Raw genomic sequence first — 19932 nt, 5'->3', positions numbered from 1 at the left:
ATTAAATGTTCAAAAAGAGGATGAAAAGGACCGAAAGACTGTCCTTTTCACCAGATTTTTAAACTACCTATTATATTTTTCCTACAAGATCAAGGCTTGGTTTAAGTGTTTCAGAACCCTCTTCCCATTTAGCTGGGCAAACTTCACCAGGATTGTTACGTACGTATTGTGCTGCTTTAATTTTTCCAACAAGTGTGCTGGCGTCACGGCCGATACCGTCAGCGTTAATTTCTGCTGCTTGTACAACACCATCTGGATCAATGATGAATGTACCACGTTGTGCAAGACCTGCTTCTTCATCTAGTACATCAAAGCCGCGGGAGATTTTTTGTGAAGGGTCACCGATCATAATGTATTCAAGTTTGCTGATTGCATCTGAATGATCGTGCCATGCTTTATGTGTGAAATGTGTGTCAGTTGATACAGAATATACTTCAACACCTAATTTTTTCAATTCTGCGTAGTGGTTTTGCAGGTCTTCAAGCTCTGTTGGGCAAACGAAAGTAAAGTCCGCTGGATAGAAGCAAACAACACTCCACCCGCCTTTCATATTTTCATCGGTAATTTCGATAAATTCTCCGTTACCGCTATTGTATGCTGATGCTTTAAATGGCTGTATTTCTTTTCCGATTAGAGACATGTATATGTTCCTCCTGTTTTTAAAAATACTTAGAATCACATAGCTCCATTTTATAACGATAAATATTGGTGTTGTCGGATAACTATAATAATTCTTATGCAGCACTTATTATTGTATAGAAAAAACACTTTGTCAATCGTTATCCAAGTTATTTGCGAAATTATTCACAAATGCAAAGAAGTACTGTAATTATAGCATAGATCATTATGTGAGTTTGCTATAAAAAGAGCTGTTGTAATAACTTCATTTTTATTACTTTATTACATTCCTACTGTGTACTTGTGTTACAATCAAAATAACAATGAATAGAAACGGGCGAGACGGGTGAATAAGAAAGTAACCAACCAAATAATTGAAGATATGTGCGGAATGGTCTCCTATAAAAAGGGAGACTCTTTTTATCGATCGAATAAAGTTACGTTGAAAACCTATACGCATGAGAGGTGCGAAGCAATTGTTACGGGGGCAGAAGATTTTTATGTGACGGTTGAACAAGCGGATCATCAAACATTGAAAGCCACATGCAGCTGTCCGTCTTTAGCATCGTATACGAAGGATTGTCAGCATGTTGCAGCTGTTTTGCTTGCTATTCAACATGAACAGCGAAAAGGAACTGCGCCAGGAAAGGCATTCGAAAGTCGAGAAAATCAAGCGCTGGCAGATGACCTTGTGAAAATTTTTGATAACCATTCCATCCGTTCAAGCGCACACCAACGGCATTTTGAAAATCGGGAAGTCCTTCCGCTCCATTTCACGTGCAAGCTTATCAACTTGAATGAAGATCAGCAGCTGTTTGGCATGGAAGTTCGGGTTGGCTCATCAACGGTACGTGATATTCGAGCTTTTTTGCAGCGGATAAGAAAAGGACAGCCGTTTACTCTATCGCAAATGTTCACGTTTGACCCGGAAATGCATTGCTTTATGCCTGACATGGACGCCGTTTTGCAGGAGCTTTACCAAGTGATTCGTGATGAAAAGGAAGAGTCAGATACAACCTGGAATTATGAGAATAAGCCGATTGGTAAGGATGTCTTACCTCTTCCGCCTTCTGCATGGGAACGGTTAGTAACGTTGCTGCAAGATATATCAGATGTGACGATTATGGTTCAAGGAAAAAGCTTTAAGGGAATCCATCTTTCAAAAGCTATGCTGCCATTGCAGTTTGATTTTGCACCAGCAGACCAGCAAGACTATACATTAACCGTGAAAGGAATGGAACGTTTAACATTGCTCCACGCCTATCGGAATGTATTTGTATCTGGCAAATTGACACCGTTAGGAAGAGATGCTTATCAATCACTCACAAACTTAAAGCGTATGCTGGATACAGCTGGAACAAATCAAATCCCTATCCCAGAGCATCAAGCAGGTTTTATTGTCGAAAAGGTAGCACCAGGATTGAAGAAAATCGGAACGGTCCATTTGTCTGGAGATATTAGCAATCACTTAGTAAAAACACCATTAACGGCAAAGTTATATTTAGACAGATTGAAAAATCGTTTGCTTGCTAGTCTCGAGTTCCAGTATGAAAATAATGTGCTCAATCCATTAGATAAAGATGGACTCCGTGACGGCTCGTTTGTTGTTCGGGATGTAGAAAAGGAAAATGAGATTTTGGAGCTGATGGAAGCAGGTCAGTTTGCTACGACAGACGGTGGTTACTTCCTCCATAACGAAGAGCTAGAATATGAATTTTTACATTATATTCTTCCAAAGCTGCAAAAGCTTGTAAACGTGTACGCCACAACGGCTATTCGACTTCGAGTGATGAAGGCACCGGTTCCCCCAAGGATAAAAGTGAAGGCTAAAAAGGACCGGGTCAACTGGCTGGAATTTAAGTTTGAGATGGAAGGATTTCCTGAGAAGGATATTAGGGAGATTTTAGTTGCTTTGGAAGAAAAGCGAAAATATTATCGCTTGCGAGATGGGGCGCTTTTATCGCTTGAAACGAGAGAGTTTAAAGAGATTCAGCGTTTCTTACATGCTGTACCAATACAAGAAGAGGAAGATTTGGAAAAAGGTATCCAATTTCCGATTATCCAAGGACTCCGCTTGCTTGATACTACAGCAGATACTGTGTTTTCACTTGAAGCGTCATTCCGAACATTTTTACAGCAGATTGAAAATCCGGTTTTAGATAAATTTCCGGTACCGGAAAATGTGCAGCATGTGCTACGAGATTATCAACGAATCGGTTTTCAATGGATGAAGACATTGGCAAGCTTCGGATTTGGCGGGATTCTTGCAGATGATATGGGACTTGGGAAAACATTGCAAAGCATTACGTTTATTCAGTCAGAGCTTGCTGTTATTCGGAAGAAGAATGTCCCTGTTTTAATTTTGTGTCCTGCATCGTTAACGTATAACTGGCTGAATGAAATAGAAAAATTTACGCCAAACATCCAAGCGACAATTCTTGATGGAACGAAGGAAGAACGTCAGAAAATAAAAAATTGGGTGATGGATAGTGATGTTGTCATTGCTTCTTACCCGCTATTACGGAGTGAGGTCCAGTGGTTTAAGAGTCAAACCTTTCATACGGTGTTTTTCGATGAGGCTCAAGCATTTAAGAACCCGATGACCCAAACTGCTAGAGCGGTGAAGAAGCTGCAGGCGGATTATCGTTTTGCACTAACTGGTACACCAATCGAAAATGCATTAGAAGAACTGTGGTCAATTTTCCATGTTGTTTTTCCAGAATTATTCCGTAGTCTAAAGGAATACAGCAACCTGAATCGAAAACAAATTGCCCGCCGAATACGTCCGTTTCTCCTCCGTCGGGTAAAAGAGGATGTGCTCACAGAGCTGCCGGAGAAAGTGGAATGGATCGAAACAGTAGAATTGTTGCCGGAGCAGAAGAAGCTATATGGTGCTTATCTAGCAAAACTGCGTCACGAAACATTGAAGCATTTGGATAAAGACACGATACGAAAGAACCGGATTCGTATTTTAGCGGGCTTAACGCGACTGCGCCAGATTTGCTGCCACCCCGATTTATTTGTTGAAGGTTATGAAGGGAAATCAGCTAAATTTGAAAAGCTAAAACAGTTGTTAGAGGAGTCCAGGCTTGCAGGCAGAAGGGTACTTATTTTTTCCCAGTTTACGAAAATGCTTGCGCTTATCGGACGAGAGCTTACGAAACAGGGTGTAGACTACTTTTACCTTGATGGTCAGACACCATCTGCAGAACGAATAGAACGTGTGAATCGATTTAACCAAGGAGAACGTAATCTATTCCTGATTTCCTTAAAAGCAGGTGGGACAGGGCTTAATCTAACAGGTGCAGATACCGTTATCCTCTACGATTTATGGTGGAATCCAGCTGTGGAAGAGCAAGCTGCAGACCGTGCACATCGGATTGGACAGGAGCATGAGGTGCAGGTTATCAAGCTCGTCGCAAAAGGTACGGTTGAGGAAAAAATGAATGAGCTGCAGGAGCAAAAAAGGAGTCTCATTGAAGAAATGATTGATCCACAAAATAAGTCTGTGACATCTCTTACAGAGGAAGATATTCGGGAGATTTTGATGTTGTGAGTTTGGATGTGTTCAGTGCTTTGCTTAAGTACTATTTAATAAAGACAAGTAATTTTGTCTTAAAAGTAATTGGTTTTTCAAGATAATTGGGTAGGATATGGTGACTGAACATTGTCGCCTTGTCCGGTCAAGTGGATATCATACGTTCCTTTTGAGAAGATTTGATAGGAAACAAATAGAGTGAAAGCAGCTAAAACCCTTGATATTAAAGGTTTTATCCTTACTATCCATTTTAGTATAAATAATCAAAAGCTGGCAATATCATCACTAATTCAAGTCTATTTAAGCAATAATAATCAATGCGGATCGATTTGCAGTACAATATACGAAACACTAATTAGACTGTTCAACATAAAAATAAAAAACTAAGTAAGCATGTAATATTTATAGCAGACAGTTCAAAATTATTTTCTTTATTTGCAACAATAATAATTTTACTTGGGAAAAGAGAAGTATACAGTGAGGTTGAAAGGGTAGGGGCAATAGGATTTACTTCAATCGTAGTAACGATAGCAATTTATGGACTTGGAATGCTTTTAGTAGAATCAAGTTTAATTAGTGAAGGTAGTTATATGCCTAAAGACAATCAAGAATCAGAACTAATCAAATCATTTCGATGATTATCAGAAGAACAAAAATCCGAAATTCAAAAATCAATAGACTCTAAATTAGACAAATAACTCTTAATTATAAATATCCTAAGTAATATTGCGGACAATTAGAAAATAAAATAGAGTAGGGGAGAGAACACCTTTATTTTTATCCAAAATAAAAACTGCCATACAGGCAGTCTTTAAATTATTATTTATAAGTTAATTTCTTTTGGTAATAGATGCCGATAGGCTTTTTAGCTGTTCCCGTTTTTCCTTTTGGATACTTTGGACTTACAACGGTATAGGAACGTCTTTGATATATCAATTTCGGACTAACTGTAGCTCTTTTTACTGTTCTATTGTTAGCATTAGTAGGTACTTGATAAGACCCAGAGTAAGAAACAGAATAAGAAGATGTAACGTTAAAGCCAACGGTCAAAGAAACAATCGTTGAATTTAAGCTGAAGTCACCAGAATAAGTAGCCGAATGCTTCTTATTATAACTAAGTTTCATCGTTACTCCTGGATCACTAGCAACGCTATTGATTATAGGCCCATATGAATCACTCAATTTATAGTATTTTATTCTTCCTGCACCGTGTGTATACCATTTTCCTGGTAATCGAACAGCTCGTGGGCCTATCATACTGTCTTCTGCTTTAGATATAACCTGAACTCCTGATACTGACTCATCATTAAGAAGTTCCGTTACTTTTGCATCTAATTCTTCTTCACTTTCAAAATCCTCGTAATACAATACAATTGGGTCAATAAATTCGTCAAGAACTACTTCCTCACCATCATACAGCCCTTCATCTAGTTCGATTTCTTCATCTTCAGATAATTCGTCGTCAATTGCGATTTCCTCGTCTTCATTAAGTTCTTCATTTCGAGACTCAGCACTTGCTAAGCTGAAAGGAGGTATTGCTACGCAAAGACAAATAAGAATAACAAAAGGTTTTAATAATTTCTGATTCACCGGTATTTTCCCTCTTTTTATAATTCCGTTGGAAGATTTTGTCATGCTATAATTTAATTGTATATATAAAGTAGGGAATTACAACAATTATTTTTAAAAATTATGAGAAAATTGTTTCACGTATTGTTTGAGCCCATGAGAAGAGTGGCTACAAATCGTTCAATAGAAACAAAATTCAAGCAGTAACAGCATATATATATTGAAGTTTCGAGCGAAGGAAGTGGATAATTACAAAAAGCATTTAAGAAAGACTGAATTATGAGGAAAGGTGCTTATTTGATGAGAAAAGTAAATCTTGATATTTCGATGTCATTAGATGGTTTTATCGCAGCTGTACAGCAAGCCAAAAAAGCTGCAATAGGGAAAAATGTTAGTGTTGGAACCGCTAATATTGCGCAACATGGTATGAAAGCGAAGCTACTTGATGAACTGCACCTTCATGTAGCTCCTGTTTTACTTGGCAGAGCATTCGTTTATTTGATCGGATTGGAACAGAGCAAATAATACTTGAGGATCAAGCAAGTGATTGAAGGTTTTGATGTATCCATCTGAAGTATAATCTCTTATACTAGCGTGTCTTCCGTTTTGTGCTTGGGGATAGAATCACATGAATCAGATGGGAATTATCAGCAAAAGAGAGTGGAGGGGATGTATGAAACGAATTTGGTGGTTTCGTTAAGTGATCAGCTCTTTTTTATCGTTTTTTAATTTTACGATAGATTTGAGAAATAATTTTAAAGGTTATAATACATACCTGTTCAAATAGTTTTCCTAAACAAGAGGAAGTAATCCAGCCCAACATCATTATCCTTTATATTTTGTTGTAAATCGGATACGATAAAATTACCTATTATTTATTAAAGGCTTATGCAAAATGGCATTCGACTGATACAAGGAGGAATTAACTAGTGATCATTGCGATCATCTTTTTATTATTTGTCTCATTTTTCTTTTCGGGAAGTGAAACAGCGCTTACAGCAACCAATAAAATGAAGCTGCAAACAAGGGCGGCAAACGGGGATACAAAGGCAGAGAAGCTTTTACATTTGGTTTCTAAGCCGAGTGAGTTTATTACATCGATTTTAATTGGAAATAATATTGCGAATATCGTTTTGCCAACGCTGGTAACGACGCTTGCTATTCAATATGGCTTCGATGTGGCAATTGCTACAGCAATATTGACGGTTACCATTATTATATTTTCAGAGGTGCTTCCAAAGTCCATTGCTGCAGCCTTTCCAGATCGTATCTCCAGCATGGTGTTTCCAATCATTCAGGTTGTTATATTCGTCTTAAAGCCAGTAACAATTGTACTTAATGCAATGACAGGATTTATTACGAGGGTACTATCAAAAGGAGAAGTCAATGATGCCTCCTTCTCAAAAGAGGAATTACGAGCAATGGTTGATATTGCCGACTCTGAGGGAATGTTTCAGCGGGACGAATCCCACCGAATAAAAGGGGTTCTTGATTTTTATAATTTAAATGTAAAAGATGTACTGAGTACACCAAGAATGGAAATTGTGGCATTACCGAATACGGCAACCTATGACGAGGTAAGAGATGTTGCAATCGAGAACCCCTATACAAGGTATCCTGTTTATGAAGGGGATATTGATACGATAGTTGGTGTTTTTCATTCGAAATACCTGTTATCATGGTCGACAGAACCTGAGATGTCCTTGCAGCATTATAGTGATTTAGAGCCACTGGTTGTTTATGAATTCCACTCGATTGAGTGGGTTTTTCGCAAAATGACAAAGGAAAAAAAGCATATCGCAATTGTGCTGGATGAATACGGTGGTACCGAAGGGATTTTAACACACGAGGATATTATTGAAGCAATGATCGGTTTGGAAATTGAAGATGAAATGGATTTGGAAAACAATGCACTTGTAGAAAAATTAACGGAAACAGAAATTATCTGTGATGGTAAAATTCCATTGTATCGATTAAATGTCATTTTTGAAACAGACATACCGGAGGAAGAGGATGTACTTGCCGGCTATTTACTGAAGGAATTCAACGATTTTCCGATTGAAGGCGACGTAATTGAAAGAGAAAATCTTACGTTTAAAATTTTGGAAATTGAAAACAGAGCGATTAAGTATGTTCAAATTATTAAATAATGAATTTGTATAGGTAGCTTTATGTAAGTTTGTTGGTGGGGTGACGGGATGCTATCAGTTAGATTAGGTCAGATGAAGGGGGTTATTCTATCTTGTTTGTCGAACGAGATAGAATAAAGAGCGTGATACAGGATGAAATTCCAATAGCAATGCAAGACTGTCCCGAACAGCTAGATGTGTATTTTAAAGGGGTGCGTCAAGAATTTTCATGAGGCTTAGTCGCAGGTGAAATCGGGTATCGGCTATAGGTAAAGGATAGCCGACTAAACCTTAGCTAAAGCCTAACGTCGCCCTTGAAGGGGCGCGTTTCCTTTATGTCTTTCGTAGGAATGTCCGACAAGTCGCCTCCCCCCACAGTTCGGGGCGCAGTCTGCACGTCACTAACCGGGCACTTGCGCTTTAGTTCCTAACTTTACCATCTTAAACAGCTATTCTAAATGCAGTAAATCAAACAACAGTATGAATTGAAATTGAACTGTGGAAAGCCTTTAATTTCTGCAGCTTTGACAAATATATGTATATGCGATAAAATGACTGATAGTCAGTCATTTTATTTTTTGTAGTATTTCATGTAAGGAGGTTTTTACGTGGATAATAAAAAAGAAAAGATTATACATGCTGCAATTGATGTCTTTCAGGAAAAGGGGATTGAGAAAACAAAAGTATCCGATATTGTAAAAGGTGCGGGAATTGCGCAAGGGACGTTTTATTTATACTTTTCCTCAAAGCTTTCGGTTATGCCTGCAATAGCGGAAGTTATGGTAGAAAAAATGATGGAGGAAATGAAGGAGCGTGTAAATGAAACACATCCATTTGATAAACAGCTTGAACAGGTTGTTGATGTTGTTTTTGATATTACGAAGTCCTATCGTTCCATATTCGCCATGGTATATGCGGGTCTCGCTTCTAGTGAGTATTTACAGCAGTGGGAAAAGATTTATCAACCATACTACGAGTGGATGGGTGCTTTTTTTAAACAGGCAAAGGCAAAAAAATTCCTGCGAGAGGATTTATCTATTGAGCCAAGTGTAAAGCTAGTAATTGGTTTAATAGAATCTGCAGCAGAGCAAGTTTATTTATATGATCAGCTAAGTAAAGAAGAAGCTGTTAAGAAGAAACGAGAAGTATTAGAATTTATGAAGCATGCACTGTACAAAAAACTATGAAGACCTCAAATTCAGAGGTCTTTACGGCTGATAATGACTGACAGTCATTCATTATATGTTGGGGGTTTTACGATGAATAAAGCATGGATTTATGTCGTGCTAACAAGCTTGTTTGAATTAATTTGGATTTATGGCTTTAATACAGCTTCAGAATGGTGGCATTGGATGCTTATAATCTCAGCTATTTTATTAGATTTGCACTTCTTATCCAAAGCGTGTGAAGGACTTCCAACCGGAACTGTATATGCGATTTTCGCTGCTGCTGGAACAGTAGGAACTGCGCTGATGGATGTTTATTTATTTGGTGGAAGTCTCAGCATCGGAAAAATTGCTTTTATGACATTACTTGTTGTGGGTGTTATTGGATTGAAATTGTTTGATAACCCGTCAACTACAGAAGAGAGAGGGGAAGTTAACTAATGGGCTGGTTATTGATAGCTGGAGCATCTGTATTTGAGATGATTGGTGTGTTGGGCTTGCGATTATATAGTGAAAAGAAGCGGTTCCGAAATGGCTTTATTTATTTAGGTGGATTAGGAATGAGCTTTATCCTGTTATATGCATCTTTTGAGTATTTACTTGTGAGTGTTGCCTACTCTGTTTTTATAGGAATTGGAACTGCTGGAGCTGTTTTATTAAATATGCTGTTTTTTGGAGAGTCGAAAAGCATACCACGAATTATAAGCTTACTTGCTATTGTAATTGGTGTTACCGGCTTAAAAGCTTTGTCATAATCGGAATGAAACTACTAGCTATGTGCCTCTCTTTATTCATTAAGGGGGGCCATCACCTGCTTCAAAAGCTGCTCCATCAAATCAATTTCATAAATACACATTTAATGAAGTATATTCTTTCGCAGCTATTTCCATTTTACAGTATAATTAAGAAAGAATACTTTTGAAGATGGAGGTGTAAGCGAATGAAATCAATTATGGTTGAGCAATTAGTGCGTGAGTTTTCATTGGAGGTACTGGCTGGAGAAAATGAATTGAATCGGTCAATTACAAGGTTACGGACCCACCGTCCAGGTCTGGAATTTATCGGTTATTTCGATTTTTTTCCAATGGAACGTGTTCAAATCCTCGGCCAGAAGGAGATTACATATTTACACCAGCTAAGTGATTCAGAGCGGCAATTGCGGATCGGGAATGTGGTTAACTACCATCCTCCATGTTTTATTGTTACTGCTGGACAGGGTGGGCTTACTTATTTAAAACAGTATTGCACGAAAGAAAAGATTCCATTATTGCGGACAAAGGAATCTACGACAGATTTCATTGCCAAAATGGATGCATACTTGACCAAGTCCTTGGCTCCAGAAATGGCCTTGCATGGTGTTTGCCTAAATGTATTTGGGATTGGAATTTTACTCCGCGGGGAATCCGGTGTTGGAAAAAGCGAAACAGCACATACACTTATTGGTAGAGGTCATCGCCTGGTTGCAGATGATATTGTTGTTTTGAAAAAGCTAAGCCATAAGACAATCCTGGGTACGCATGATGAGAATAACAAAGAATTCCTGGCGTTAAGAAGTGTAGGTTTATTAAATGTTGTTCGTGTGTACGGAAGAAAATCTTTTCAAGAAGAAACAAGGATTGCTTTAGATATCGAGCTAACGAGATGGAAAGAAAATGCGCTAAATAATGAGCTCGAATTGGAAACAAGATTTACCGATTATATGGGTGTGCCAATTCCGCATATTCAAATTCAGCTGCAGCCAGGACGTGATGTCGCTGGATTAATCGAAGCAGCGGCAAATAATTGGTATTTAAAGCAGCAAGGCTACAGTGCTGCAGAGGATTTTATGAACCGGATTGAAAACGATAATGGGAATAATCGTTAAGAAATATTATATTATTGAAAGCTTTGAGCAGTGCAAAAACACAGGATCCATGGATTGGTTCCTGTGTTTTTTATCTACGTGATTAAATTCTGTTTTCGCCTAAGTCCACCGATTATCAGTGTGAGTATCGTAATCGCGATTAAGAGGAGAAGTTCTGACAGACCATGCAGTTCAAAGAAATGGATAACACGTTCTTCCTTTAACATCATTTCGCCTGCTGTCCAGGCTAAGAGTGCGGCACCCAGATAAATGATAACCGGATATTTTTGTATCAGCTTTAGGATAAATTCACTTGCGGTTAGAATTATCGGGATACTGAGGATAATACCTGCTATAACAAGGATTAAGTCACTATCGGCAACCGCAGCAACAGCTAGTACATTATCCAAGCTCATAATAACGTCTGCAAAGATTATGATTGTTACAGCCTCTCTTAATGATTCACCACTTTTTACATTATCGTTTTCATGCTTGTCTACTAATAATTTGTAGGCCACGATTAAAAGCATAATGCCGCCAATTAACTGAATAAAGGGTAATTGCAGTAGGTTGATCATTAAAAAGACAAATAATATACGTAATGCAATTGCACCGAATGTCCCCCATCTAATAGCTCTTTTTTGTAAATGCTCTGGCAGATTCCTGCTTGCCATCGCAATAACGATCGCATTATCACCGCTCAGTAAAATATTAATGATCAAAATTTTTAACATTGGTTCCAGTAGCTCCAAATATGATTCCCCCTCTGCGTCGGCTTGTCCAGAAGCTTAGAAATAGCACGCCATCCCGTGCCGCTAACGCACTAAAATCCAAAATAAGCCACCATCCCACGCCGTTAACGCACCAAAGTCCAAAATAAAACACCCTCCCGCACCGTTAACGCACCAAAATCTAAAATAAGCCATCCTCCCGCGCCGCTAACGCACCAAAGCTCAAAATAAGCCGCCCACCGCAGCTAATTCATCAAAATCCAAAGAAACTCTCCGACCGGCATGCTCACACCACCTCATCATTATCTTTATGAGAAAAAAAGCACTTAAAGAACTGTTATTTATAATGCTATTCTAAGAGATACTAGTTATAAGGCGGACTAGGCTTGTAGACCTGTTTTATTACTTTTCCAGGGATTAAGTCGCCTTTTTGTAAAAGAAAGCTATTCTATAGATCTTTTTACTGTATAATTAAAATATTCTAAAATAAAGGGTGTGGGTGAATTGATGAAGTCAAAAACCTTTGTAAAAAGATCATTGCTTTTCCTTTTGATTGCTATTGTTGCTATTATTCCATTGGTAAATCAGGACGAGCCTCTGTTTATACAAGCATCCGATGAGCGAACAGAAATGGCATTTTCAGAAGATATGTCTATAGCAGAAAAGATGGAAGTAATTCTAGCGAATGAACGTCTGGATGGGGGGATTACGGGAGTCACGGTGAGACATGCTGCGACTGGGGAAATCTTATTTGCCGAGAATGGAAATATCCGCCTCCATCCGGCATCCAACATGAAGCTACTTACTGCAGCAGCGGCATTGGAAACGCTTGGAGCAGATTATCGATTCCGGACCGAAGTGCTAACCGATGGCAGGCAACGGGGAGAAGTTCTACTTGGGAATCTGTATTTGAAAGGGAAAGGAGACCCGACGCTATTAAAAGCTGATCTTGATCAATTTGCTAAGGATCTAAAAGCACAGGGGATTCGTAATATTAAGGGGAGACTAATTGCTGATGACACGTGGTATGATGATGTTCGGCTTTCACAAGACCTAAATTGGTCGGATGAACCTTTTTACACGGGCGCACAAGTCTCTGCTTTAACACTTTCCCCGAATGAAGATTACGATGCGGGTACAGTGATTGTCGAAGTTACTCCTGCCAAGAAAGCGGAAGGGAAGGCACTCGTGAATGTTAGTCCAGAAACAGATTATGTAAAGATCGTGAATCGGACAAAGATGGTTCCAGCAGGAGAAACAAAGAAAATTTCGATTGAACGTGAACATGGATCAAATCGAATTATTGTGGAAGGGGACATGCCTGTAGGTGGAACGTTATCACGTTCATGGGCATCGGTATGGGAGCCGGCGGGGTATGCTTTATCCGTGTTCCGAAAAGCGTTAGAAGAACAAGGAATCAAATTTGTAGGTAGATCTGAGGAAGCATTCGAATCGGCTCCTGAGCATGCACAGGTTCTTGTCTCCAAGGATTCCATGCCGCTTTCTGAATTGCTCATTCCATTTATGAAATTAAGTAACAATGGTCATGGCGAAGTTTTAACGAAGGAAATGGGCAAAGTTGTTCATAGTGAGGGCAGCTGGGATAAGGGACTTGAGGTGATAGAGGATGTTGTAATGGAGCTTGGCGTGAATCAAGATACAATCCTACTCCGTGATGGTTCCGGAATGTCGCATAAAAATCTCATCCCATCCAATGATTTAACACAGCTTCTGTTCGAGGCACAGAATAAAGACTGGTTCCCGGCATTTCAGCAATCCCTTCCAGTTGCTGGGGTGACGGAAAGGCTCGTTGGCGGGACATTGCGCAATCGAATGACGACAGAACCTGCGAAAGGAAACGTTACTGCAAAAACTGGCTCAATAACGGGTGTTTCTACCTTATCTGGTTATGTCACAAGTCTGGACGGTGAGAAACTGATTTTCTCCATCCTTATAAACAACTATTTAGGTTCAAGTGGAAATATACAAGCGATCGAAAATGAGATTGCAACAATGCTTGCTGGACATGAATTTCAGGAATAACTTATAAAAGGCTGTTCCACTCATCATGAGCGGAACAGCCTTCCTACTTTTATCCATTAGTTGCTTTTAGATCTCTGTTCAACCGTTGCTTGGCAGAAAGGTGTTCCGGGGTAATCGGAATATGCTTCATGGCCTTGCCAAGTCCATAGACTGGCATGTTTCGGTAAATGGATTCATAATTCGCTACTTTTACTTCATAGGTTTCATGATAAATCCCGACCGCTTCGTTGTTTCTAACCTTCTTGTTGAAATTTCTCCATGCCTTCAGGTGTTTTTCTCCTTTTGCATACGCAAGTAAATCTTCAGTTGAACGCCAGTATTGAATCATCACTGTCGTTCGGAGACCGAAGTAGCTTTCCATTGATAAAAAACCAAGTTTCTCTTTGTTTGTATAGAGCTCCTTTATCATTCCTGGCATAGCATTAAATACGGGAAGCCACTTTTTTACAGCGAGCCGCTTATTAATTCGCATACCGATTAAGAAAACAACAATGGTATCACTATTTTCTGTTGTATAACTACCTTCGTAAATATGTTGAGCCATCATAAAACCTCCCTCTATGAAATTTTGTTAATAGTAGATTCACACCAGTCAATTGAAGCACGTGTGATTCGTTTTCCGTAGTCTAAGGTGAACAACCAATACTGTGCATCCTGGTGTCCTTGACCAGTAGTAGAAATGTTTTCTTCAATACTTTTATAAAGCAGATAACGTTCTTCTAATTGATTCTGGTAATTTTCCAGCAGATGTAATGTATGTTCCTTCAATTGATGGCGTCCAAAAAATAACTTCAGCAAGACTTCATTTCGTTCCACGGGGACCTCTTCGATTGGCTTTTCCAGCCAATCGGTTAAGACATGTTTCCCTTTCTCGGTTAGGAAATATTCGTATCGATCGGGTTTACCCTCCTGTGTAGTGGTTTGAACGGTTGCTAACCCCTCCTCGACAATGACTTTTAATGTTGGGTAAATCTGTCCATAACTGATTTTCCAGAAATGATGCAGGCTTCGATCAATGAACTGTTTGATGGAATAGCCGGATCTACACTCGGTTGTTAGTATGCCAAGAATGGTGTACGTTGTGTGATTGTATTTTTTCAATGGGTTCATCCTATCTAAGTGATATATATCTTTTAGATATATGATATAATAAACGGAAGAAAAGCACAAGTTAATTTTCTGAAAATTAACTTGTGAAGAAGGGCCCCTCATACCATGTGTGCTATCTGCCCGGTTGGATTTAAATGCTGAAGTTTATATCAAAAGTGCTGGACTTCGACAATGGTACGACAAGGACTATTTGGACACTGCTACGAAAAATGTGATAGGCAACAAAGTCATAAAAAACCCTTCACTGCGTATGCAATGAAGGGTTTAATAAGTTACGCGATATAATCTTGTCGATCGACATTAGTATTCTCTTGTTTAATGTAGTAGCGCCCTTTTGTAGCAATTGCAATTACTACAGTAAGGATGGCGGCAAGAATTGCAGCAAAGAATGCAGCAGTGCTTTGCAGGAATGTACCTAAGAATCCTAAGGCAGCAATTGTTCCTAATCCACTAGCAATGACTAATGACCACACACCTACTGGATTCCATTTATGCAAGTTCTCTTGTCTTGCCTCGTAATAGCCTGGTCCAATTTTCAAGATGCGCTTCACAACAACGGCATCTGTAACTAAAATAGCAGCCCAAGTTAAGAGGAATACCCCTTGGAAGGTCATTACTACTTCTAAGTGATTCACAATGCCTACAAGCATTAATACCATAGAAGCAACCCCGGTTACAACAACCCAGAAACGGCGACCTGGCGTAAATTTGAAAATGTTTTCGAAGAAATTCGAAAGCGACAAGGATCCACTATATATGTTCGTAATGTTAATTCGTACTTGTGTAAGAATCGTGAATAAAGCACCCCAAATTCCGAGTAGCAATACGATATAAACACCTGGGTTAGGTTCACCTAGACGAACACCAAACCAGATTCCAAGTCCGCCCATTACTCCAAAACAGAAAATCTGAGGGATAAATCCGATGGCAAATATTCCGAGTTTCATATCTTTTGGTTTTAAGAAACGTGCATAGTCGGACGCTAGTAATGGGGTTAGTCCCATAATACCGTGTTGCATACCGATACATAGTAATAATGCTGTTCCACCAACTTGAACGCCCTCAGGCATATAAGACCAGAAGGTTCCTTCGTACAAGGAAGGTGTACGTGTAGCCATTACAATTGCTGCTGCAAGAAAAATAAAGAAGATTGGCAGTGACCATTTTTGTAGCTTATCTAATTGCTTGATTCCAAACCAGTTTAAGGGGATAACAATGGAACCAAAGACTACGATTAATACCCACTCTGGGACAGCAGGCATAAAATAGTGGACTGCAGCGACTAAAATCATGCCTTCTAGCGCGCAGTACATAATAAAATTAGTGGCGTAAATAAATGAGGTCAAAGAGGCGCCAATATAGCCAAACCCACCACCTCTGGATAATAAATTCACGTTCATTCCTGATTTAGCAGATAAATAAGCGATAAACGTTCCCAAAATTCCAGCGACAATGATTGCGTAAATTGCTGATATAATTGCGTTAACTGCACCAAATTGCAGTGCCATGACACTTCCCATTTGGAAGTAGAAGATTGCGGTTGCAATTCCAAATGTAATATTCGTAATACTTAACCATCCCATATTTCTTTTCTCACGAGGTACCCGGTCTAATGAGTAGTCATCACTATTATTATCCTCGACTTTGTGATCTGTAGTGTTAACAGATCTCATACATATCATCTCCTATCTTTTTGTGAATTTATTCACAATGTGTATTCGTAGAATGAAGGCCATTTACAAAAAAGCACCTAAATAAAATTATAACATTTTTTGAGTGGAAAAGCAAAATTTCCGAACGTATCATGGGTTGGAACAGAAAAATCACATTAAAATACGTTCTTTTATATAAAAAAACTTGCTTATTCAAAAGGAATGTGTCGATAAACGGAAATTAGTTAAAATGTGCTATATTAGTATATGGGAAAAAGAGACTATTCATAATTATTTTCTGAGTTTAAATAACTACTAAAGGGGAGCGCTAGACGGAGATGATTCATACAAATTTAAAAGTTATTGTCGTAGTCACTGGGGCAATCTTGCTTCTCATCTTATCTGTTTTTTACCTGTGGGAAAAAAGGGAGAAGGCTGTAGCGAAAGACGAGGAAATGGATGCTGGCATGGCGGATATATCTTATGGTGAATTAGAAATAAAAGATTACCTGCTTCCGCTAGAAAACTCGGAAACGCGTTCAACACCAATTAGCCATGTGATGCTTCATTTTAGTAGTAACGTTACAGAAAAGCCGCACACTCCATATCAGGTAGAGGATATCCATAAGATTTTTATGGATTATGGTGTTTCCGCGCATTATGTGATAGATCGGGAAGGAGTAATTTACAAGTTTGTACAAGAGGATCGTATTGCTTATCATGCAGGTTCAGGGAGCTTGTCGCATTTTCCAGCGTATGAAAATAAATTGAATGCCTATTCGATTGGAATTGAGCTGCTGGCTATTGGAACGAAGGAAGAAATGTCCACCTTTATTACAGAAGATACATACGATGCGCTTGACAATTCTTTTATCGGATATACAGATGCACAATATGAGTCGCTAAAAAGCTTACTACATATCATTCATGAACGATACCCAGAGGTCAAAAGGGATAGGGAGCATGTTATCGGTCACGATGAATATGCTCCAGATCGAAAAAATGATCCTGGTTCACTATTTGATTGGGGTAGAATAGGATATTAGGATTTGGATCAGGTTCGGTCAGCAAGTTTAATAATACTACCAAGCTCCGAGGTAGATGTTCTACCAATCGAAAAAGACGATGGATATTACTCCATCGTCTTTCATTCTATCGAATTCTTGCAATAATCCCAGCTTCATCATCTAATTCGAGCTTAATGCCAGCAAATGGGTCCTCATTTAAAAATTCATCAAGCCATAGTCGTAACGCTTCGATAATATTTCCTGTAACCAAAACTTGCTTACGACCGCCGGCGAATGCTTCAGCAGAGAAGCCAGTATCATCGTCATACATCAGCTCTACTTCCACTTCATCTGGCTCAACTTGCTTTTTGCGAGCGGTATACACACAAATGGCATTAATAATATCCTGCTCTGAAAGAATTAGCTTCTCCATGGATTTGCATCCTCATCCTTTTTCTTCTTCGTGAAGAAGGTGAAAATTTTACGGACAATCGCAAAGAGAATAACAATTGCTAGAATGTTTACAGCTAGTCCTACTAAAGAACCGAGCATGCCTAAGTTTCCTAATAAACCACCAAATAGCAGCCCAGCAAGACCTCCTAGCATGAGCCCTTTCATAAGACCGCCTGACATCAATCCACCGCTTTTATTTGTATTCGTTGTTGATTTACTATTGTTGTTCTTATTGTTTTGAAAAAGAGAGTTATTGTTGTTTGTGTTGCTTTTGTTTGAATTGAAATTGAAGCCTTTCTTTCCAGATTTATAGGATTTTGCTTCAACCGTAATGGTGTGATCTTGAAAAATAATATTTCCAATTGGTGAAAATAGAAGTGTTGCGGTAATCAAAGCTGTTAAAATCTTCTTCATTTCTTTAATCTCCTTCATAAATTGTATCATAGTCTATTATACTATAATTTATTGTATTGCACGATTTTAAAAGGCATCCAGATAAGTTATCTGAACGCCTTTATCAGGTGTAGGCTTCTTCCTAAGAAGCTCGCTTCCAGTCCGAAACATCAATTTCCAGTGGGATATTACTTGCTCTTGCTTTCTTAGCGGCCATAAAGAACAATAGGACAATGATTGCTGCTCCGGTAAATCCGCCAGCCCATGAAATGTTCATTGGTAAATTAAATCCTATTGGCTGTGATAAAATATAGGTAATTACCATCACGAGCATGAATGTTCCGGGGATTAATGCCACAAAGTAGTTTTTCCGTGCTATATATAGATACATCGCTCCTACAAAAAGTGCAATGACGGCTGTTGATTGGTTTGCCCAGTTGAAATATCGCCACAATAAGTTAAAGTCAATCTGTGTTAAGACAGCGGAAACGACGAAAAGTGGTACGGCAATCCACAGGCGACTTGAAAACTTTTTCTGTGCGATGTTTAAGTAATCTGCGATAATCATCCGTGCACTTCGGAATGCAGTATCTCCGGAAGTGATTGGTAGAACAACGACACCAAGTACAGCAAGCGTTCCACCGATTGCACCTAGAAGAATAGTTGATGACTCACTAACAATTGCTCCGGGGCCACCAGCTGCTAAGATTTCATTCAATCCGTTATAGCCATTGAACATACTCATTGCCGCAGCAGCCCAAATCATTGCGATGATTCCTTCTGCAATCATCATGCCATAGAAAATTTTGCGGCCTTCTTTTTCCCTTTTGGTTGTACGGGAAATAATTGGTGTTTGTGTCGCATGGAATCCAGACAGCGCACCACAAGAAATAGTGAAAAATAGCAGTGGGAAAATAGCTGCCCCTTCAGGATGGAAATTCTGGAAGGAAAGCTCTGGAATTGGTGCATTTGTAGCAACTAAACCTATCCCTACACCAAGTGCACTAATTAACAGCAAGGCACCAAAATACGGGTATAAGCGTCCAATTACTTTATCTACCGGAAGTAGTGTAGCGATAATATAATAAGCAAAAATAGCTACGATAAAGATCCATAATGCCACACTTCCATCTGTGAGCAGGTGAAGCAAGCTGGCTGGTGTGGAAACAAATACCGTACCAACTAATAATAAAAGCAGAACAGCAAAGCCATTTACGACATGCTTCATAACCTTTCCAAGAAACTTACTGGCAAGCTCTGGCAAATGAGCGCCACGATTTCGGATAGAAATCATTCCTGTCAAATAATCATGAACTGCCCCTGCAAAAATACACCCGACAACAATCCAAATAAATGCTGCTGGTCCATAAAGTGCACCCATAATTGGACCAAATACGGGGCCTGTCCCAGCGATATTCAGTAGCTGTATGAGTGAATTCTTTGGTGTGCTCATCGGAATATAGTCCACACCATCACTGTTTACATAGGCAGGTGTTGGACGCTCATCTTTAACACCGAAGAGCTTTTCAATAAATTTCCCATACGTAAAATAACCAATAATTAATAGTGCAATACCTGCAAGAAATGTATACAACCTGCGTCTCCTCCTTTTTTGAATCCGGTTTCATAATAGTATAAAAGAATCAAAGGACAGTAGGGGAGAATTGGGCGTAAAAGGTA

At 39.0% G+C, this 19932-nt stretch carries 18 protein-coding genes; 9 read left to right on the top strand and 9 right to left on the bottom strand.

Annotation, left to right across the window (positions count from 1 at the left end; translation table 11 throughout):
* Positions 1-70 precede the first annotated feature (70 nt).
* Positions 71-640 carry an alkyl hydroperoxide reductase subunit C gene (ahpC, locus tag NST46_RS05360; protein WP_095310391.1) on the bottom strand — a complete coding sequence of 190 codons (570 nt, stop codon included), beginning with the start codon at positions 638-640 and terminating at the stop codon, positions 71-73.
* A 324-nt stretch (positions 641-964) separates the two neighbouring features.
* Here ahpC and NST46_RS05355 point away from each other — a divergent pair, with 324 nt between their 5' ends.
* Positions 965-4174 carry a DEAD/DEAH box helicase gene (locus tag NST46_RS05355; RefSeq protein WP_341136858.1) on the top strand — a complete coding sequence of 1070 codons (3210 nt, stop codon included), beginning with the start codon at positions 965-967 and terminating at the stop codon, positions 4172-4174.
* A gap of 801 nt (positions 4175-4975) precedes the next feature.
* On the opposite strand, the gene NST46_RS05350 is transcribed toward NST46_RS05355, so the two are convergent.
* Complete coding sequence (locus NST46_RS05350; RefSeq protein WP_341136857.1) at positions 4976-5746, bottom strand: hypothetical protein; 771 nt, start codon at positions 5744-5746, stop codon at positions 4976-4978.
* A 279-nt stretch (positions 5747-6025) separates the two neighbouring features.
* Between NST46_RS05350 and NST46_RS05345 the strand changes: the two genes are divergently transcribed.
* The 6 genes from NST46_RS05345 (at position 6026) to hprK (ending at position 10884) form a co-directional block, all read left to right on the top strand.
* Positions 6026-6250 (top strand): dihydrofolate reductase family protein, encoded by a 225-nt coding sequence (locus NST46_RS05345; protein ID WP_303446992.1) that lies wholly within the window; start codon positions 6026-6028, stop codon positions 6248-6250.
* Positions 6251-6654: 404 nt separating this feature from the next.
* The gene (locus tag NST46_RS05340; protein WP_095310399.1) at positions 6655-7875 is read left to right on the top strand and encodes a hemolysin family protein; all 1221 of its coding nucleotides are present in this window, start codon (positions 6655-6657) and stop codon (positions 7873-7875) included.
* 587 nt (positions 7876-8462) lie between these two features.
* Positions 8463-9041 (top strand): TetR family transcriptional regulator, encoded by a 579-nt coding sequence (locus tag NST46_RS05335; protein ID WP_341136856.1) that lies wholly within the window; start codon positions 8463-8465, stop codon positions 9039-9041.
* Between the two features lie 72 nt (positions 9042-9113).
* The gene (locus NST46_RS05330) at positions 9114-9461 is read left to right on the top strand and encodes a DMT family transporter (RefSeq protein ID WP_341136855.1); all 348 of its coding nucleotides are present in this window, start codon (positions 9114-9116) and stop codon (positions 9459-9461) included.
* On the top strand, positions 9461-9775 hold the full coding sequence (locus NST46_RS05325) for a DMT family transporter (protein ID WP_095310405.1): 315 nt from the start codon (positions 9461-9463) through the stop codon (positions 9773-9775). Before NST46_RS05330 ends, NST46_RS05325 begins: the two co-directional genes overlap by 1 nt.
* Before the next feature lie 185 nt (positions 9776-9960).
* Positions 9961-10884, top strand: coding sequence for an HPr(Ser) kinase/phosphatase (gene hprK, locus NST46_RS05320; protein ID WP_095310407.1), 924 nt, complete (start codon positions 9961-9963; stop codon positions 10882-10884).
* 74 nt (positions 10885-10958) lie between these two features.
* Here hprK and NST46_RS05315 read toward each other — a convergent pair whose 3' ends face one another.
* Entirely contained in the window at positions 10959-11615 is a 657-nt protein-coding gene (locus tag NST46_RS05315; protein WP_095310410.1) for a TerC family protein, read from the bottom strand.
* 486 nt (positions 11616-12101) lie between these two features.
* Between NST46_RS05315 and dacB the strand changes: the two genes are divergently transcribed.
* Entirely contained in the window at positions 12102-13637 is a 1536-nt protein-coding gene (gene dacB, locus NST46_RS05310; protein WP_341137320.1) for a D-alanyl-D-alanine carboxypeptidase/D-alanyl-D-alanine endopeptidase, read from the top strand.
* Between the two features lie 49 nt (positions 13638-13686).
* Here the strand turns inward: dacB and NST46_RS05305 are convergent, their stop codons facing one another.
* The 3 genes from NST46_RS05305 to NST46_RS05295 form a co-directional block, all read right to left on the bottom strand.
* Positions 13687-14181, bottom strand: a complete 495-nt coding sequence (locus tag NST46_RS05305) for a DUF4188 domain-containing protein (RefSeq protein WP_303446988.1) — start codon at positions 14179-14181, stop codon at positions 13687-13689.
* Positions 14182-14195: 14 nt separating this feature from the next.
* Entirely contained in the window at positions 14196-14738 is a 543-nt protein-coding gene (locus NST46_RS05300) for a PadR family transcriptional regulator (protein WP_341136854.1), read from the bottom strand.
* A gap of 281 nt (positions 14739-15019) precedes the next feature.
* Entirely contained in the window at positions 15020-16420 is a 1401-nt protein-coding gene (locus tag NST46_RS05295) for a purine-cytosine permease family protein (protein ID WP_095310418.1), read from the bottom strand.
* 317 nt (positions 16421-16737) lie between these two features.
* On the opposite strand from NST46_RS05295, the gene NST46_RS05290 reads away from it, so the two are divergent.
* Positions 16738-17445 carry an N-acetylmuramoyl-L-alanine amidase gene (locus NST46_RS05290; protein ID WP_341136853.1) on the top strand — a complete coding sequence of 236 codons (708 nt, stop codon included), beginning with the start codon at positions 16738-16740 and terminating at the stop codon, positions 17443-17445.
* A 106-nt stretch (positions 17446-17551) separates the two neighbouring features.
* Here the strand turns inward: NST46_RS05290 and NST46_RS05285 are convergent, their stop codons facing one another.
* The 3 genes from NST46_RS05285 to NST46_RS05275 all read right to left on the bottom strand — a co-directional run bounded on the left by NST46_RS05285 (position 17552) and on the right by NST46_RS05275 (position 19846).
* Complete coding sequence (locus NST46_RS05285; RefSeq protein ID WP_095310420.1) at positions 17552-17839, bottom strand: YxcD family protein; 288 nt, start codon at positions 17837-17839, stop codon at positions 17552-17554.
* Positions 17827-18273: a hypothetical protein gene (locus tag NST46_RS05280; RefSeq protein WP_095310437.1), complete on the bottom strand. Its 447-nt coding sequence runs from the start codon at positions 18271-18273 to the stop codon at positions 17827-17829. The genes NST46_RS05285 and NST46_RS05280 overlap by 13 nt, the downstream gene beginning before the upstream one ends.
* Before the next feature lie 121 nt (positions 18274-18394).
* Complete coding sequence (locus tag NST46_RS05275) at positions 18395-19846, bottom strand: carbon starvation CstA family protein (RefSeq protein WP_095310439.1); 1452 nt, start codon at positions 19844-19846, stop codon at positions 18395-18397.
* Positions 19847-19932: the final 86 nt, after the last annotated feature.

This window comes from Oceanobacillus sp. FSL W7-1309 (genome assembly GCF_038002145.1).
GTDB lineage: Bacteria > Bacillota > Bacilli > Bacillales > Amphibacillaceae > Oceanobacillus > Oceanobacillus profundus.
Note: the sequence above shows the minus strand (reverse complement) of the source record. Positions and strands in the feature narration are given on the sequence as shown.

Excerpts from the sequence above, each read along its gene's own strand:
- ahpC (WP_095310391.1), bottom strand. The coding sequence starts at position 640 with ATGTCTCTAATCGGAAAAGAAATACAGCCATTTAAAGCATCAGCATAC.
- NST46_RS05345 (WP_303446992.1), top strand. The coding sequence starts at position 6,026 with ATGAGAAAAGTAAATCTTGATATTTCGATGTCATTAGATGGTTTTATC.
- NST46_RS05330 (WP_341136855.1), top strand. The coding sequence starts at position 9,114 with ATGAATAAAGCATGGATTTATGTCGTGCTAACAAGCTTGTTTGAATTA.
- NST46_RS05325 (WP_095310405.1), top strand. The coding sequence starts at position 9,461 with ATGGGCTGGTTATTGATAGCTGGAGCATCTGTATTTGAGATGATTGGT.
- hprK (WP_095310407.1), top strand. The coding sequence starts at position 9,961 with ATGAAATCAATTATGGTTGAGCAATTAGTGCGTGAGTTTTCATTGGAG.
- dacB (WP_341137320.1), top strand. The coding sequence starts at position 12,102 with ATGAAGTCAAAAACCTTTGTAAAAAGATCATTGCTTTTCCTTTTGATT.
- NST46_RS05305 (WP_303446988.1), bottom strand. The coding sequence starts at position 14,181 with ATGGCTCAACATATTTACGAAGGTAGTTATACAACAGAAAATAGTGAT.
- NST46_RS05295 (WP_095310418.1), bottom strand. The coding sequence starts at position 16,420 with ATGAGATCTGTTAACACTACAGATCACAAAGTCGAGGATAATAATAGT.
- NST46_RS05290 (WP_341136853.1), top strand. The coding sequence starts at position 16,738 with ATGATTCATACAAATTTAAAAGTTATTGTCGTAGTCACTGGGGCAATC.
- NST46_RS05285 (WP_095310420.1), bottom strand. The coding sequence starts at position 17,839 with ATGGAGAAGCTAATTCTTTCAGAGCAGGATATTATTAATGCCATTTGT.
- NST46_RS05280 (WP_095310437.1), bottom strand. The coding sequence starts at position 18,273 with ATGAAGAAGATTTTAACAGCTTTGATTACCGCAACACTTCTATTTTCA.